The organism is Terrisporobacter petrolearius, from assembly GCF_020748185.1.
Classification (GTDB): Bacteria; Bacillota; Clostridia; order Peptostreptococcales; family Peptostreptococcaceae; genus Terrisporobacter; species Terrisporobacter petrolearius.
Window position 1 is genome coordinate 15,694 of sequence record NZ_JAHZMO010000037.1, and the last position, 17,353, is coordinate 33,046.

Consider the following 17,353-nt stretch of genomic DNA (forward strand, 5'->3'; position numbering starts at 1 on the left):
TTGATATATTACTTAATAATAATAAATGTAATTGGATTTCTTATAATGAATATAGACAAGAAAAAAGCTGTAAAAAAAGCTTACAGAATACCAGAAAAGAACTTGCTTTTTATATGCGTTTTAGGAGGAAGTCTAGGGGTGTTAATAGGAATGTATAAGTTTCATCACAAGACTAAACACAATAAATTTGTATATGGAGTTCCATCATTGCTAATATTCAATATAATAATGATATATAGTATGATGAAAATGCTATAAATAGTTATATAAATTGTATAGGAAAAATTAAAATTACAAAAATAAAAAGGTAGCTATTTTTAAAAAATAATGTTATAATAAATATTGTAGAAATACACAGTAAGTCAAGAAAAGCTTGATGTAGGTTTATAGGAGATTCCAAAATGAATAACGGAACAGTAAAATGGTTTAACAACGAAAAAGGATTCGGATTTATATCTGTAGAAGGTGGAGATGATGTATTCGCTCATTTCACAGCTATACAAGGTGATGGATTCAAATCATTAGAAGAAGGTCAAAAAGTAAGCTTTGATATAGTTGAAGGTGCTAAAGGTCTTCAAGCAGCTAACATAACTATATTATAATATATTTGTCAGAATGCTTTTAAGACCCCTGCGGGGGTCTTTTTTTAGTGTGAAAATAGTGGCGTAATATTTAAATAAATTAAAGTAAATATTAATAAGTGTCAAAATAGAAAATTCTTTTACAAACTAATTATGAAAATATATAATTAAAATATATACAAAAATAATATGATTTTAATATAAGGTTTCATTTTTAAAATTGGAGGAAGATTGATGGAAAAAAAATACGTAATTGCCCTAGATCAAGGAACGACAAGCTCTAGAGCGGTAATTTTCAATAAACAAGGCGAAATAGTATCTGTGTCACAAAAAGAGTTTAGTCAAATATTCCCGCAGTCAGGATGGGTAGAACATGATCCTATGGAAATTTGGGGTTGTCAAAGTGGTGTTATGAGAGAAGTTGTGGAAACGGCATCAATAGATCCAAAAGAAATAGCTGCTATAGGAATAACAAATCAAAGAGAAACTACAATAGTATGGGATAAAAATACAGGAAAACCTATTTATAACGCCATTGTATGGCAATGTAGAAGAACATCAAAGATTTGTGATGAATTAAAGGAAAAGAATTTAGAACAGGTGATAAGAGATAAAACGGGGCTTATAATCGATGCGTACTTTTCTGCAACAAAAGTAAAATGGATATTAGACAATGTGAAAGGTGCTAGAGAAAAAGCAGAAAGAGGAGAACTTTTATTTGGAACGGTGGATACTTGGTTAATATGGAAATTAACAAATAAAAAAGTTCATGTTACAGATTATTCCAATGCTTCTAGAACGATGATGTTCAACATAAATGAATTAAAGTGGGATGAAGACATACTAAAAGAGCTTAATATTCCATTAAGCATGCTTCCTAAAGTTAAACCATCTAGTTGCATATATGGCAATACAGATATGCATATATTTGGTGAAGAAGTGCCTATTGCAGGTTGTGCAGGAGATCAACAAGCAGCATTATTTGGGCAGACCTGTTTTGAAGAAGGTAGTGCTAAAAATACTTATGGCACAGGATGTTTCTTATTAATGAATACAGGAAATAAATTAGTCAAATCAAAAAATGGATTATTAACTACAATTGCCTGGGGAATAGGAGAGAGTGTAAGTTACGCATTAGAAGGAAGTATATTTATGGGAGGTGCATCTATTCAATGGCTTAGAGACGAACTTCGCATGTTAAAAAATGCTTCTGATAGCGAAGATTATGCGAATAAAGTAGAGGATACAAACGGTGTATATGTGGTACCAGCTTTTACTGGTCTTGGCGCACCATATTGGGATATGTATGCGAGGGGAACTATACTTGGTCTTAGTAGAGGAGCTAAAAAGGAGCATATAATTAGAGCAACTTTGGAATCTATAGCTTATCAAACTAAGGATGTGCTTGCTGCCATGGAAGAAGACTCTAATATATTATTAAAAGATTTAAGAGTTGATGGTGGTGCTAGTAAAAATAATTTCTTAATGAAGTTTCAATCGGATATTTTAAATGTAAATATAGATAGGCCTAAAATTGTAGAGACAACTGCACTTGGTGCAGCATACTTAGCAGGATTAGCAGTAGGTTTTTATGATAACCTTAGTAGTATAAAAAATAATTGCAAGTCAGATAAGCACTTTACACCTTCTATGGAAGAGGAGAAAAGAAAAGAACTTTACAAGGGGTGGAAAAAATCTGTATCTAGAGCACTTGATTGGGCTAGAGAAGACGAAGAATAATAAGAAGGCATATGAAGATTACAGGCTTCATATGCCTTTATTAATAGTAAATTTTCAAGTAAAAATTTAATCGTATAAGAAAGTTGGCACTGAGTTGTAAATATATCTATCACCAACAACTAATAATATATCTTTTTCCATAAATACTATATAAGGTCCTGGAGAAATAATTAATTCATCTCCTCTTTTTATAGCAACAATAGTAGCCCCAGTATTTTGCCAAAATTTAGTTTCTGCTGCTGTTTTCCCAATAAATTTGCAGTGAGCTTCTACAGTGAATTGTATAGGAACTAGAGGATTAATAACTTCTAATCTATCAGAATAATCTAAAATTTTGTTTAATGTAAGAATTATATCGCTATCAATTCTTGACTTATCTTCAAGTAATCTATATAAATTACTTTTATAAGAAGATATATTTGTAATGTCTTCATATTTTTTTATAAAAGATAATGCATTATTAGAAGACAACACTATTACACCCTTACCTTTTATACTCTCAACAATGTCGATATCTTCTAGTAGTTTTATGGCTCTTCTTATTGTCTCTGGAGAGACATTGTATTTCCCTGCAAGTATAGAACGACCATAAAGAGTACTACCTTCTTTTATGTCCCCAGTATGTATCTTATTTGCTAAATCTAATGCTATTTTTTGATATATAGGAACGGTATATTTTTCTTTCATTTATTCACCTTCTATTTTAAAATTGTAAAATATAAAATAATATCACTATTAATATTGTATAGATAATTTAGAAATATGCAATACGCTATCATAAAAAATATAAATATGTATAAATATAAATGTAATGAAATGGGTATAAAAAATTTGACTATTGTATTTTGCACATATAAAATAGATTAGTGCAATTTTAGAAAAAATTAATAAATAAAAGGAGAAAAAATGTTATCTTTAGTGATTATAGTATAGATAGTAAATAATAATATAGGTATAGATAAGAGTAGAGATATACATAGGTAAGAGAGTATAATAAGGGAGTGTATAAGAGTAAGTAAGAACCACAGTAAAATATATTATTGATAAGACAATATTACTGTTGAATAATTATATCAAATCAACTTAAAATAGTAATATCAACTTATTATACATATAAAGAACGATAGGAGAACTTACGGAATGGAATTACACACAATAAGATATGAAAATAAAGACATTGTTGTACTACTTGATAATAATATGAAATTAGTTAAGCCTGTATATGACTACTTAAAATACCTTAGACAAAAAGATAGAGCATTTAATACAATAAAGGCTAACTGCAATGATTTAAAGTTGTATTGGGAGTTTTTAAATAAAGAACATTACAACTATGATGAAGTTACACCTAATGTTATAGGTGAATTTATAGAGTATCTTAGAGAACCCAATCCTACGGATAATGTAGTCAGTATTTATGCGAAAAGTAAGCGTACAGGAAAAACAATAAATAGAATACTTAGTACAGTTTATAACTTCTATAAATATTGTGGAATGGTTAAAGAGGTAAATAATCCTATCATAATGGAAGATGTAAACAGACCGTTTGATATGTTTAAAAGTCTACTACATCACGCAAGAAGTAATAATAAAACTAAACAATCTATATTTAAAGTTAAAGAAAGTAAAACTACTTTTAAGTTAGTATCAGATAAAGATGCTGAAATATTTTTAAATAATTTAAATACTTGGAGAGATAAACTTATCTTTAAGATAATGTACCTTACAGGTGCGAGAATTGGAGAGGTATTAGACCTTCAAATTGAAGATATACCCTATCCCGATACATCCTTAGAAGTGGGTATATTAGAAAATATAAAGTCTAAGGGTAAAACAAGACATTTATATATTCCAATGACTTTATTAGAGGAAATAGATAATTTCATAATGGAAGAAAGAAATAATATTGATACAGAGAATAGTTATATCTTTGTATCACAACAAAAGCAAAATTTAGGTAAGCCATTAACTTATAGGGCAATTTATGAAGTATTTAATACAGTTAAAAAGAAAACTGGTATAGAGTTAAATTTTCACGATTTAAGGCATACTTGTGCAACTGCTTTAGTTCAAAGTGGTGTGGATATTAGTGTTGTTAAGATAATCTTAGGACACGAACATATTACTACAACTCAACAATATACTCATATTTCAAATCAGTATCTTGAAGATAATTTAAGTAGATATTGGAATAAGAGTTCTTTAATTGGAGGTGGAGCAAATGGCAAGTAAAATGCCTAATGGTGATAATTGGGAACTAATAGATAATGATAGTAACTCACAACATTATGGAAAGAAATTTAAATTTGATTTCTCATATATTGAAAGCGATAGTATTAAAAATGTGGTTAAGGTTTACACTTGGAGAAATTATAGAGAAGGAAATGGTACTCTATCAAAATTGTATAAAGAAATTTCTCAATTTAAAATTTTTAATAATTATGCAATGAACAATAATATTACAAATCTTAAAGGTCTTAAAAATAATGATATTGATTTGTATTTATTATATTTAAAAACTTACTTAAACGATAGAACTAAAAAGAGACTTTCTTATATATATCAAAAAAATTGTCTTGATGTTTTAAAAAATATAATTCGTTGGGGACAGTTATATATACCTAATGAAGTGCCTAAAATAGAGATATTTACAGGTAATGAATATGCAGGAGTTAATAGAAAACTTAAAATAGATTTTATTCCTGATGAAGTTTTAGAGCAAATAAATAAAGGCTTAAAGAATGAAGAAAATCCTTATGTTAAATATGGAATAATCATTCTTCAAAGTACAGGAATGAGAATTGGAGATATGCTTAAATTAACTATCGATAGCGTTAAGCCACATTTAATTAGTGGATATACTTTAAGTTGGTATGACCATAAAAATCGTAAGGAACGTCAACCAATGCCTATTCCTAATGAATGTACTATCGCAGTCGAAAAGTTGATAGAATATACCAAAGAATTAAGAGAACAGGCAGATGATGGCATTAGAGATTATTTATTTATTCATAGAGTATCTAAAGGTAATTCAAAGGTGAAAAAAGATGAAATAATTAATACTACTAAGCCATCAATATTTAATTGGTTTAATGCTTTTATTAAGAATAATGATATTAGAGATACAAATGGTGAATATTATAACCTTACATCACACCAATTTAGAAGAACACTTGCAACTGATATGTTATCTAAAGGAACTGATTTAAAGGCTATACAAGAAGTTTTAGGACATTCTTCTCCTATGACTACTAAACAAAGTTATGCTGATATTAAAGATAAAGAAAGAGCCGAAGTCTTTAAGAATATAGGTATTATCGGAAACATCAACTTTGTTGATGAAACAGTTATAACAGATAAGAATGATTTAATTTGGTTCAAGGAAAATAAGGATAAAGGAGCAAGAATGGAAGATGGTTATTGCACTAAGCCTTGTATTGATGGAAAGATTTGCGACAGATTATTAAAAAGGCAAAAATGCTACACTTGTAGCAGATATATCACTACTCCAGAGTATTTACAGGCTCATAAAAATCATTTGGCAGAGTTAGAAAAGCAATTAGAGGGAAATATCTATGGCGACCATTATTCCGAGCATTTCCTACCTACTATTGAAATTCTAAAAGAGATTGTAAAGAGATTGGAGGAAATACAAGATGGCAATAACTAAGTCAAATTTACAACCAATAACTACTGAAAGTGATTATAGTAATATAACTATTGGAAATTCTAAATTTACTGATGATGTATGGGACTTATCACCTTTTATAACTACTGCTAAGGTAATACAAAATAAAAAGCAAATAAATTTTAAATATATTCAAGAAGAAGAAATTAAGACTACTACAAAACTTTATGTTTATTATAAGTTAGGAAAAGTCAAACCAAGAACTATTGTTGATTATATGAGATGTCATTTACCGTCGTTTATTGAATATTGTAAATTAAACAATGTTACTAATTTCAATGAGATAACCAAGGAAATGTTTCTACAGTATTCAATGTGGCTTAAAGAAGAAAAGAAAGTTGAACAACAAACAGGTTATATTCGTTGTAAGATAGTTGAAGAGATTATTAAAATAGGTCAAATAAAAGGTTGGAATGTACCTAAAACTAATATCTTTGTAGATTTTACTTCTTGTGATTTATGGGATACTAAAAAGGCTTTAAAAGAAAATAAAACTAAGCCTATTCCCGAAGGTATATTTGATAAAATACTTCAATGTGCCTTGAAAGAAAAAAATATTTTAACTAAAGCAGGGATAATAATTCAAAGCCAAACTGGACTTAGGATTAATGAAGTATTATCTATCCGACAAGGTTGTGTTCACACAACGAATGATGGATATGATTATATGGAAGTTACTATTGGTAAAACAGAAAAGGGTGAGCCTATAATTCATAAGGTATTTATTAATGAGTTAGTTAAAAATGCAATTATACAACTTGAAGGATATACTAAGGATTTAAGAATTAAATATGACTTGAATGAATTATTTATAACTAATAAAGGAAATGTTTATTCAATAGACCAATGGGGTTCAAAAAAATTAAGGAAGTTTATAGAAATATGGGATATAAGGGATAACAAAGGCAACTTATATTCATTAGAATCACATCAATTTAGAGCAACATTTGTTAGAGAACTTATCAAACAAAAAGTACCGATAGCATACATTATGAAACAGTTTGCCCATGTATCTATTGAAATGACTTCACACTATCTTACTTTACAGGAGGAAGAAGTTAAAGAAATATATTCCGATATGATACTTGGTAAAGATTCTAAAATTGCTGGACTTAGAGCAAAAGAAATTAAGAGAAAACTTAATGAACAGTTTAGAGGTAAAACAGAGCAAGAGATTGATGAAATAATTTCTAACTTGTCAAAATCAATGGGTTTTAATCCATTACCAACAGGCGTATGCCTATATGATTTTAGAAGGGGGAACTGTTCAGATGGTGATGGTTGCTTCTTTTACAACTGCCCTAACTACGTTACCGAGGTTAAATTCTACCCTGTTTTAAAGCAAGAATTAGACCTTATGGAAAAAGAAATGGCAAGATATAAGGAATTAGGTCAACAACGTTCTTGGGAAAGGCAATACGTTAAATATAAGTATTTAAAACCATTAGTAGATAGTTTGGAGGAGCAAATCAATGAAGAAAAACAATAATAAAAATACAGAGGGCATAAAGGAATTTGCTAAAAAGAAAAACCAAGAAACTATCGAAAAGGTTAATAAAGCAATAGATAAGTTAAAGCGTTCAAAGACTAAGCCAATTAACTTTAAAACAGTAGCCGAGGAAGCAGGAGTATCTAAGGCTACTCTATACAATAATCCTATTTTAAAAGAGCGCATATTAAGCCTAAGAGCCATTCAGAAAGGTGTATCTAATGATAGTATAGTTGCTACACCTAAAGATAAAATAAAGGCTAAAGACGTTAAGATAAAACAACTATATGAAGAAATTAAAAAACTTAAAGAAGATAAAGAAAAACTAATTATTCAATTAGTTGATATGGAAGAACTTAAAGATGAAAATAAAAGATTAAGAGAAAGTTTAGATAAAATAAAAAGTATAAAATAACTTATTAGACACTAAAAAGTGAATAATAAGAAAGAAAGGAGAATTTAATGGGGGTTTGGTACTTATAGTACACTCTCTCACTAAAGATAAAAAATGAGTGAAATAACAAAATCAAACAGATTAAAAGGCATATTCTTTATTATTTTATCTGCATTCGGATTTGCAGTGATGTCGGCTTTTATAAAATTATCAGGTGACTTACCTAATATGCAAAAAGTATTTTTTAGAAATTTGGTAGCTGCAATAATTGCATTATTTTTAATAATAAAACATAAAGGAAGCTTTACAGGAAAAAAAGAAAATAGAAAAATATTAATCTATCGTTCTATATTTGGAACAATTGGAGTTATTTTTAATTATTATGCTATAGATAAACTAGTATTATCAGATGCAAATATGTTAAATAAAATAAGTCCATTTTTAGTAGTAATATTTTGTGCTTTAATACTAAAGGAAAAAATTAATCCAAAGCAAATATTAGCTATTATTTTTGCATTTATTGGTGCATTATTTATAATAAAACCTACTTTTGATGTTAGAGTTGTGCCATACATGATAGGCTTTTTAAGTGCAGTATTTGCTGCTCTTGCATATACTTTTGTAAGAATGTTAGGAAATAAAGAAGAGTATTATACTATTGTATTTTTCTTTTCCACGTTTTCATTAATTACAGTTTTACCAATGTTTCTAATGGTTTATGAGCCAATGACACCTGTGCAGTTTATTTATTTAATATTAGCAGGGGTATTTGCCAGTCTTGGTCAATTTGGAGTTACCTTAGCATACAAATATGCCCCAGCTAAAGAAATTTCTATATTTGATTATAGTAATATAATATTTTCAGCTATTTTAAGTATATTCTTATTTGGTGTATATCCAGATAGTCTTAGTATTGTAGGTTACTTTATAATATTTGCTGCAGCATTATATATGTTTTTATATAATAAAAGACAAGATAAGTTAAGAAAATAATCTAAATATGAAAAATGTATATTATAATTATTTATAGAAGTAATTTATTTTTCTAATAAAGGGGATTGTTTGATGAATAAAGTTAAATTAGCTATAATTGGAGCAGGTGTAAGGGGTAGATACACTTATGGTGAATTTATAAAAAATAATAATGATATATGTGAAGTTGTAGCGGTTGTAGAAAGTAAAATAGGAAGAAGAGAAAAGTTTAAGGAAATATTTAATTTATCTGAGGATAAAGTCTTTGAAAATATAGATGTTTTTTTAAAAAAAGAAAAAATGGCAGATGCAGTTATAGTTTGTAGTAATGATAATACTCATTTTTATATAGCTTCTTCAGCTTTAGAAAAAGGTTATGATGTGTTAGTTGAAGGTCCTGTTGCCAATAACCTAGATAAATTAGTTAATTTAAAAAATTTATGTGAAAATAACAAAGATAAAGTTTTTATGGCTACAATGCCTTTTAGATATTCAAATTTATTCTTGAAGATTAGACAAATAATATTAAACAAAGAGATGGGGAATTTAATTAATATTAATTACAATTCTTATATAGGATATAGAAAATTTGTACATAATTTTGTAAGAGGGAATTGGAGATTAGATAATGATACGGCTCCACTTATTTTAACAAATAGTTGCTATGATTTAGATATACTTGAATTTTTAACAAATTCACAATGTGAGAAGATTTCATCCTTTGGTAAACTGAATCACTTTATGAGGAAAAATCTACAACTGGATATGAGTGAGTTATGTATAAGATGTAGTAAAGAAAAAGAATGTCCTTATTGTGCTCAAAGAATTTATATAGATGATGATAAAATGAGTCATGCACTACATATAAACCCAACCGAAGAAAACATAAATAATATATTAAAAGAGGGCCAATATGGGCAATGTGTATATTCTTGTGATAATAATGTTTCTGATAATTTAATAAGCATACTTAAATTTAAAAATAATATTACAGCAACACTTAATATTAGTGCATTTACAAAAAAAGAAAATAGAAACCTTACACTTATGTTTACTCATGGAGAAATTTATGCAGATTTACAAGATAACACTATTATTATTAAAAAATTTATTAATGAGGAAGAAGTAGTAATCAAACTTGATAAAGATAATTTTGAAGAACAATTAATAAAGGATTTTATAAGTCAAGTAGAAAATAGAAATCTTGATGATTTGAAATCTAGCGTTATTTCAACTATAAATAGTCATGTTACAGGATTTGCATGTGAGTTTGCAAATGTAAGTGAAACGGTAGTAGATATAGATCAATTCTGGAGTGAATCTTGTGAAATGACTAAGAAAATTGAAAAATTATTACTTTTAAGCAAATAAAAAGTCTATCTTTTGATAGACTTTTTATTTGCTTAAAAGTAAAACATCAGAATATATTTCTAGTAGGTAGTAAAGTAAAACAAAGAGAATTTGATTAGCAGGACTTATACTTATCCCTTCTATAAAAAAGTCTACAACTCCAACTACAAAACAAGAAAAAGAAGTGTATAAAATGAAATCTATGGCTCTTTGTTGAAACCTAGAAATATTGCTTTTAGCTTTAAATAAACCGATTAAAATAGAAGTATAATAATCGGCAGGGATAAGCATAATATAGCAAATTATTAGAAAGATTATAACGCTTTTATATGAATCATATGTAAATCCTAAAAAAGATAAAAAACCTATTCCTGCTATTGTATATATAATTGCTTCGAAAGTTAGCATGATAATCATATAAATAATAAAAGAAAGCAGGGTAAATTTCATTATTATTTTTTCTTTTTTTATATTAATCAACTCCTAGAAAAATTTTAATAGTATATAACTATAAATATTTATAAATTTACTTATAGTAATATTACGATTGAAATTAGTATAAAATGCTAATGAATAAGTAAAATATTATGGAATGGGGGATAATATGAAGTATCCAAAGCCTTTGGAAAAAAAAGATACAATAGGCCTAATTGCACCAGCAGGACCTTTAAGAGATATAAAAATAGAAGAAATAAAATATGAATTAAATAGATTGGGTTATGAAGTTAAAATAGGAAAGAGTTGTTACTTATCATACAAAGGATATTTAAGCGGCAAAGACAAAGATAGAGCTTTAGATTTAGAAAGAATGTTTTTAGATAAAAATATAGACGCTATTATTTGTGTTAGAGGAGGGTATGGGTGTGCCAGAATTCTCGATTTAATAGACTTTACTATAATTAGAGATAATCCTAAGATATTTATAGGTTTTTCTGATGTTACAGCTCTTCACATAGCTATAAATCAGCTATCTAACTTAGCAACTTATCACGGCATTATGGCAGCAAGTATAAAAAAATGGGATGAATTTACTTATAGATCACTGATAAAAGCTTTAAATTTTAAAGAAGAATTAATAATTGAAAATCCATCTAATGAAAACTTAGTATCTTTATATGAAGGTATTTGTGAAGGGGTGATAACAGGAGGCAATTTATCCGTGATTGTTTCAACGTTAGGAACTAAATATGAAATAGACACTAAAAATAAAATATTATTTATAGAGGAAATAGGAGAATATACTTATAAAGTTGATAAAATGTTAAATCATATGCAAATGGCGGGAAAATTTAATGATTGTAAAGGAATAATATTTGGAGAATTTACAAATTGTAAAAAAGCATTTCAAAATGACGAAGGAATTTTAAATATACTTAAGGAGATTGCTATAAAAAATAAAAAGCCAACCATATGCAATTTGAAGTCTGGTCACTGTATGCCTATGGTTACCATACCTTTAAATATGAATTGTTACCTTAACTCTTATGAAAAAAAAATAAAAATAATAAAAAGTATAAATTAAGGATAGTAAACTATCCTTAAGATGATTTATTTTGAGGTGTAACCAATGCTAATAAAATAGCACAAACAAGAAATAAACGAAATGACAAAATGATCACCACATTCCTTTTTATATTATGTATATTTAAATAAATGTGGTATAATTCATATTAAGTACAATTTTGGCAGGAGGAATTAACATGTCTGATGATAGAATAATTGATTTTAATGAACTAAAAAATAAAGTGAAAGACAGTGATGTGGATAAATTTGAAAATTATATGTATGATTTATATTTCTCTGTGGCAGATGGAAGTATGACTATGTCTCAATTTACATCTAAAATATATGAATATATGAGAGAAAATAATATATCTCAAGAAAAGTTTTTGAAAATGCAAAATAGATTAATGGAAAGATATGGGGTGGATCCAGCAGAATTGGACCAACAAATAAAAAATCTTGGTTTAAACCCTAATAGCTTAAGCTTTGATGATTTAAATAAATTTAATCCTACAAACAATAAAAACAATACAAACGATACACAAAATACAATAAATGAAATAAAAGAAAAAATAGACTATGATATAGATAAAAATTCTGATTTTTATAAAAAGTATAATAAAGATTTAGAAAGTAAGGTACTAATAACAACTTTTTTAAAGAATGAAGTAAATGATATGAAAATTATTATTGAAAAAGAGAAGGTAACTTTAATTAGCGAAGGTTCTATAAATTTAGTAGATGCTCAACTAAATGAATTATTATTATCATATAAAGGTATTAAAAATAAAAAATTAAAAATAACTATTTGTGAAAAATGCAAAGAGTATGATTATTAAAATACACTTCAATGGAAGTGTATTTTTTTATGAAATATTTTTCTATAAGATTTTAAATATTATGGATTTATTGTAAGATGTGAAATACAATAGGGGTATAAGGGGGGAATGGAGGAATAGAAAATGATATTAACAGTAGTAAAGGAAACTTTATTATTATTTTTAGCGTTATTTTTAGGTATTAATGAAATTTATATTTTAGGAATACCAACGATTTTAATTATTTCATGTTTTTGTACGGCTGGATTATTTTACACAGGATTTGAAGAAATATTAGAAAATACTGAATCACAAGACTGTACATTAGGAATTATAAACATTTTCCTTGGCTTTGTATTGTTAGGTATGACACTTACAAACAATATAAGAGTCTAATTTGCAATTATAATAAAAAGGTGTTATTTCCAAAAGAAATAACACCTTTTAGTTTAATTATATTGAAATACTTTTAACTACATCAATTCCGTTTTGCATCATACTATTGAAAAAAACTGTGTTTAAAAAATCACCACTATGAATCATATCTATATCGTAAGTTTCAACCAAATTCATAGGAACTATAATTTTTTTGTCTAAGTTATTTTTATTAAAATATGTTTTTAAGGTTATGGTTAATTAATAGACACAAATATCAGTACAGCATCCTACGACTATAAAATTATCTAATATTTTTTCCATCATAAAACCTTCCAGTATAATATAATCTTATTTTATATTTATTGGGAAATTACGTAAATATATGTGTATATACAATTTGAGAAAAAATTAAATTGTAATTTTATAAATAAAGATTAAATTTGCTTGTTTATTGAGGAGATGATATTAGGAAAATCAGTAAATATACCATCTACTTTAAGCTTTAATAGTTTTTCGTATTCTTCAACAGTGTTTACTGTATAACAAAGAATTTGTAAATCTCTTCTGTGGCATTTATTAATAAAATATTTGTCTGTAATAGAATAACTACTACTTATATAAGTAGATTTATTTTTTATAGCTTTTGAAAAGATCATACTTTTAAGTCTATATTTATAAAATCTTTCACTTATCAAATAAGACCTTAATATTTTAGGACAAAGGGTTTTTACTTTATGAAGGCTTTTCATCCTAAAAGAAGACATAATTACCCTTCTTTCCATTTTTAAGTCCTTTACTAAGTTAATTACATTTTCTTCTAAGTTTCTATATTTTATTTTATTATTTTTTACTTCTATGTTTATTATAAAGTTTGTAGGTTTAAATAATATAAGAACCTCTTTTAGAGTAGGTATTTTGCAGTCCTTGTTATTTTCATAATTTTTAAAATTAGAATTTAAAGATTGAAGTTCTTTTAAAGTCATATCTTTAACATAACCGGTACCATTAAATGTTCTGTCAACTTTTTCATCGTGTATAACTACAAGATGATTGTCTTTTGTTTTTTGAACATCTAGCTCTATGCCATATATGTTTAAGTTAAGGCATTTCTTAAAGGCTAGCATGGTGTTTTCTGGATAAAATCCACTTAGTCCTCTATGGGCGATTATTTTCATTATTTAAACCTCCAAACTAAATTATAAGCAACAGTCTAAGTCTGCCACGAAGTAAAGACTTAGACGTTGGCTTTATGAACGAAGGGACCATTATTTCTGGTTAGATATTTCTTCTGCTAGATTGTTTAAATATTCCCATCTTTCATATTTATGTTCTAATTCTTTTTCTAACTTTTCTTTTTCATTCATTATTTCTTGAAGTTTTGTAAAGTTTGTTGCAAACTTACTTGTATCTCCTTCAAGTTTTTCTATTTTTTCTTCTAATTTAGCAATATCATCATCAATAGTATCAAACTCTCTTTGTTCATTAAAAGAGAATTTAAGTTTTTTATCGTTTTTAGGTTTTTCTTTTTTAAGTTTTTCTTCTTTTGAGATACTTTGAGCAAATTCTTCAAATTCTATTTTTTCATTTTCTCTATATACTAGATAATCACTATAATTTCCTGTATATATATGAATCTTGCCCCTACCTTCATATGCAAATATTTTATTACAAATTCTATCAAGGAAGTATCTATCATGGGATACAGTTATAACTACACCTTTGAATTCATCCAAGTAGTCCTCAAGACGATTTAAAGTTTCTATATCTAAGTCATTTGTAGGTTCGTCTAGTAAAAGGACATTAGGTGCAGACATTAAAATTCTAAGAAGGTGTAATCTTCTTCTTTCGCCACCAGACAACTTTCTAATATAAGTATACTGCATAGTTCCATCAAATAAGAATTTTTCACACATTTGAGAAGCTGTGATTTTACTTCCATCAGCAGTTGTAATGTAGTCACTTTCTTCTTTTATATAATCAATGGCTCTCATATCAGGATGCATGTGTGAATCATCTTGAGAAAAGCAACCTATTTTAACTGTTTCACCTACTTCAATCTCACCACTATCTGGTTTGATTTTACCGTCAAGTATGTTAATTAGAGTAGATTTGCCTAATCCATTTTTCCCTATAATACCTATTCTGTCATGTCTAGCTAAAGTATATTCCAAATTATCTATTACTTTTTTATCATCAAATGTTTTAGATATATTGTGAATTTCTATGATTTTATTTCCAAGTCTTGATGAACCTACAGATATATCTAATTTTTCATCAATTGTATTTTTGTCTGCATTAACAAGTTCATCAAATCTTTGTAGTCTTGCCTTTTGTTTAGTGCTACGGGCCTGTGCTCCACGTCTAACCCAAGCAAGTTCTTTTCTAAGTAGGTTTTGACGTTTAAGTTCTGATGATTGCTCTAAATCAAGTCTTTCAGCTTTTTTTTCTAAGAAAACAGAATAGTTACCTTCATAGCTAAATAGGCTACCTTTGTCTAATTCTATTATTCTATTAGTAACTCTATCTAAGAAATATCTATCATGAGTTATCATAAGTAATGAACCTTTAAATTTATTTAGATATTCTTCTAGCCAGTCTATTGTATCGTTGTCTAAGTGGTTAGTAGGCTCGTCTAGTATTAACAACTCACAAGGAGTGATTAAAGCAGAAGCAAGAGAAACTCTTTTTCTTTGTCCTCCAGATAATTCTTTGACTTTTTGGTTAAAGTCTTTTATACCTAATTTCATAAGTACAGTTTTTGCATCACTTTCCAAATCCCATAGATTTAAATCATCCATTTTACTTTGAAGAGAAAGTAGTGTATTGTTTAATTTTTCATCATAAGTATGATTTATTTTTTCTAATATATCTTGGTATTGACCTATTAATTTCATTTCAGAAGAAGTACCCTTAAACACTTGTTCAAGAACAGTGGCTTCTTCATCGTAGTATGGGTTTTGTGGAAGATACTCAATTCTAACTTTATTAGCTTTGATTATAGTTCCAGTTTCACTTTCTTCGCTACCAGCTATTATTTTTAATAAAGTAGATTTACCAGTACCATTAACACCGATAAGTCCTATTTTTTCTCCTTCATTTATACCTAGAGAAATATTATTTAATAATGTTTTTTCTGAGTAGTTTTTACTTATATTTTCTAAGCTTATTAAATTCATTTCTATCACCTTTGCTTATTATCTTTTATTATATTTATAGATAAAATTATAAAAAACAGCGATTTTTAAATATAGCAATAATATTTTAAATCTTATTTATGTTTTTATAATTATTAGTCAAAATATAAACTTATTATAACTCAAATACATATTCATAGACTAGTTATTTTGAAAAGTTAAAATTTTTATAAATGAAAGTTTGATGTTTATTGAAAAGATATATAAGATTTATAGTATTATGATTGAAGAAGAGAATTAAAAATATAAAAAAATTAGGAGTGATAAGATGAAATTTTACGTATCTCAGTTAGTAGAAACACAAAAAATTTTACCAATACTAAAAAAGTATGATGTAGGTTTGGAAGTTGTACAGTTTGCAAATCCTTACATATTGGATAATAGATATGAGATTATGGATATATACAAAAAAGAGTTAGAAGACTTATATGGAAATATTGATTTAATAATTCATGGCCCATATGCAGATTTATGTCCTGCAAGTCGAGACAGTGAAATAAAAAGGATAACAAAGCTTAGAATGGATCAAGCATATGAGGTGGCTAAAGATTTAGGAGCAAAGAAGATACTTTATCATAATGGATACACTCCAAGAACGTATACATATGTAGAATGGAAAAATAATGCTTATGATTTTTGGATTGAGTTTTTAAAGGGAAAAAATAATAAGGACATAGTTATAGAAAATGTACTTGATGAAGATTATGAGCTTTTAGATGATTTAATGAAGAGAACAAATAAAGATAATTTTTCTGTTTGTATAGACATAGGTCATATAAATGCTTACTCTAAAATAAGTGTGGAAGAATGGATAAATGTTCTTGGCTATAAGCTAAATCATATACATTTACACAATAATCATAAAGATAAAGATAGTCATTATGGAATAAATAAAGGAAGTATGAATGTAATAAGCATACTTAATAAACTAAATAATATGAATAATGATATAACCGTATCTCTGGAAATTACAGATTTAGAACAGTTAAAGGAATCTTTAGATATTTTAGTAAAAGAAGGTTTTTTAAAACTAAATATATAAAAGAGTGTGTGAAAAAAACTCTGTAAATAACAAAATTCAACAGCTTTCTATGATAATATTTAATTATTATAGGAGGTTGTTTTATTATGGGAAAAAGAAAACAAAAGCTTAGCGAAGGAAAAGGAAATATCATAGCAAATTTAATTGAAGAGTATGATATTCAAAGCGCTGAAGATATACAAGAAGCCTTAAAAGATCTACTTG

17 protein-coding genes are annotated in these 17,353 nt (G+C 27.1%); 13 read left to right on the forward strand and 4 right to left on the reverse strand.

The genetic code is table 11. The features are described from left to right. The 3 genes from K0040_RS15865 to glpK all read left to right on the forward strand — a co-directional run bounded on the left by K0040_RS15865 (position 1) and on the right by glpK (position 2,321). Positions 1 to 258: a DUF1294 domain-containing protein gene (locus K0040_RS15865; protein ID WP_228109733.1), complete on the forward strand. Its 258-nt coding sequence runs from the start codon at positions 1 to 3 to the stop codon at positions 256 to 258. A gap of 143 nt (positions 259 to 401) precedes the next feature. After that, positions 402 to 602: a cold-shock protein gene (locus K0040_RS15870; RefSeq protein WP_018590168.1), complete on the forward strand. Its 201-nt coding sequence runs from the start codon at positions 402 to 404 to the stop codon at positions 600 to 602. Between the two features lie 213 nt (positions 603 to 815). Next, on the forward strand, positions 816 to 2,321 hold the full coding sequence (gene glpK, locus K0040_RS15875) for a glycerol kinase GlpK (protein WP_228109734.1): 1,506 nt from the start codon (positions 816 to 818) through the stop codon (positions 2,319 to 2,321). A gap of 66 nt (positions 2,322 to 2,387) precedes the next feature. Here the strand turns inward: glpK and K0040_RS15880 are convergent, their stop codons facing one another. Then, complete coding sequence (locus tag K0040_RS15880; RefSeq protein ID WP_018590170.1) at positions 2,388 to 3,008, reverse strand: GntR family transcriptional regulator; 621 nt, start codon at positions 3,006 to 3,008, stop codon at positions 2,388 to 2,390. 453 nt (positions 3,009 to 3,461) lie between these two features. Here K0040_RS15880 and K0040_RS15885 point away from each other — a divergent pair, with 453 nt between their 5' ends. The 6 genes from K0040_RS15885 to K0040_RS15910 all read left to right on the forward strand — a co-directional run bounded on the left by K0040_RS15885 (position 3,462) and on the right by K0040_RS15910 (position 10,235). Continuing rightward, positions 3,462 to 4,553 (forward strand): tyrosine-type recombinase/integrase, encoded by a 1,092-nt coding sequence (locus K0040_RS15885; protein ID WP_228109735.1) that lies wholly within the window; start codon positions 3,462 to 3,464, stop codon positions 4,551 to 4,553. After that, positions 4,543 to 5,991, forward strand: a complete 1,449-nt coding sequence (locus tag K0040_RS15890; protein WP_228109736.1) for a tyrosine-type recombinase/integrase — start codon at positions 4,543 to 4,545, stop codon at positions 5,989 to 5,991. Before K0040_RS15885 ends, K0040_RS15890 begins: the two co-directional genes overlap by 11 nt. Next, positions 5,978 to 7,498 carry a tyrosine-type recombinase/integrase gene (locus K0040_RS15895; protein ID WP_228109737.1) on the forward strand — a complete coding sequence of 507 codons (1,521 nt, stop codon included), beginning with the start codon at positions 5,978 to 5,980 and terminating at the stop codon, positions 7,496 to 7,498. The genes K0040_RS15890 and K0040_RS15895 overlap by 14 nt, the downstream gene beginning before the upstream one ends. Next, complete coding sequence (locus K0040_RS15900; protein WP_228109738.1) at positions 7,482 to 7,913, forward strand: DUF6262 family protein; 432 nt, start codon at positions 7,482 to 7,484, stop codon at positions 7,911 to 7,913. The genes K0040_RS15895 and K0040_RS15900 overlap by 17 nt, the downstream gene beginning before the upstream one ends. A gap of 93 nt (positions 7,914 to 8,006) precedes the next feature. Next, positions 8,007 to 8,885, forward strand: coding sequence for a DMT family transporter (locus tag K0040_RS15905; RefSeq protein WP_228109739.1), 879 nt, complete (start codon positions 8,007 to 8,009; stop codon positions 8,883 to 8,885). 72 nt (positions 8,886 to 8,957) lie between these two features. Further along, positions 8,958 to 10,235: a Gfo/Idh/MocA family protein gene (locus K0040_RS15910; RefSeq protein ID WP_228109740.1), complete on the forward strand. Its 1,278-nt coding sequence runs from the start codon at positions 8,958 to 8,960 to the stop codon at positions 10,233 to 10,235. Between the two features lie 24 nt (positions 10,236 to 10,259). Here the strand turns inward: K0040_RS15910 and K0040_RS15915 are convergent, their stop codons facing one another. After that, the gene (locus K0040_RS15915) at positions 10,260 to 10,664 is read right to left on the reverse strand and encodes a YrvL family regulatory protein (RefSeq protein WP_228109741.1); all 405 of its coding nucleotides are present in this window, start codon (positions 10,662 to 10,664) and stop codon (positions 10,260 to 10,262) included. Between the two features lie 154 nt (positions 10,665 to 10,818). Here K0040_RS15915 and K0040_RS15920 point away from each other — a divergent pair, with 154 nt between their 5' ends. The 3 genes from K0040_RS15920 (at position 10,819) to K0040_RS15930 (ending at position 12,931) form a co-directional block, all read left to right on the forward strand. Further along, complete coding sequence (locus K0040_RS15920; protein WP_228109742.1) at positions 10,819 to 11,736, forward strand: S66 peptidase family protein; 918 nt, start codon at positions 10,819 to 10,821, stop codon at positions 11,734 to 11,736. Between the two features lie 178 nt (positions 11,737 to 11,914). After that, on the forward strand, positions 11,915 to 12,556 hold the full coding sequence (locus tag K0040_RS15925) for a DUF3867 family protein (RefSeq protein WP_228109743.1): 642 nt from the start codon (positions 11,915 to 11,917) through the stop codon (positions 12,554 to 12,556). A 123-nt stretch (positions 12,557 to 12,679) separates the two neighbouring features. Beyond that, positions 12,680 to 12,931, forward strand: a complete 252-nt coding sequence (locus tag K0040_RS15930; RefSeq protein WP_228109744.1) for a hypothetical protein — start codon at positions 12,680 to 12,682, stop codon at positions 12,929 to 12,931. A 416-nt stretch (positions 12,932 to 13,347) separates the two neighbouring features. Here K0040_RS15930 and K0040_RS15935 read toward each other — a convergent pair whose 3' ends face one another. Together K0040_RS15935 and K0040_RS15940 are read right to left on the reverse strand one after the other, a co-directional pair. After that, positions 13,348 to 14,088 carry a glycerophosphodiester phosphodiesterase family protein gene (locus K0040_RS15935; protein WP_228109745.1) on the reverse strand — a complete coding sequence of 247 codons (741 nt, stop codon included), beginning with the start codon at positions 14,086 to 14,088 and terminating at the stop codon, positions 13,348 to 13,350. Between the two features lie 90 nt (positions 14,089 to 14,178). Beyond that, entirely contained in the window at positions 14,179 to 16,089 is a 1,911-nt protein-coding gene (locus tag K0040_RS15940) for an ABC-F family ATP-binding cassette domain-containing protein (RefSeq protein ID WP_228109746.1), read from the reverse strand. A 286-nt stretch (positions 16,090 to 16,375) separates the two neighbouring features. Here K0040_RS15940 and K0040_RS15945 point away from each other — a divergent pair, with 286 nt between their 5' ends. Then, positions 16,376 to 17,149: a sugar phosphate isomerase/epimerase family protein gene (locus tag K0040_RS15945; protein ID WP_228109747.1), complete on the forward strand. Its 774-nt coding sequence runs from the start codon at positions 16,376 to 16,378 to the stop codon at positions 17,147 to 17,149. Positions 17,150 to 17,353 lie beyond the last annotated feature (204 nt).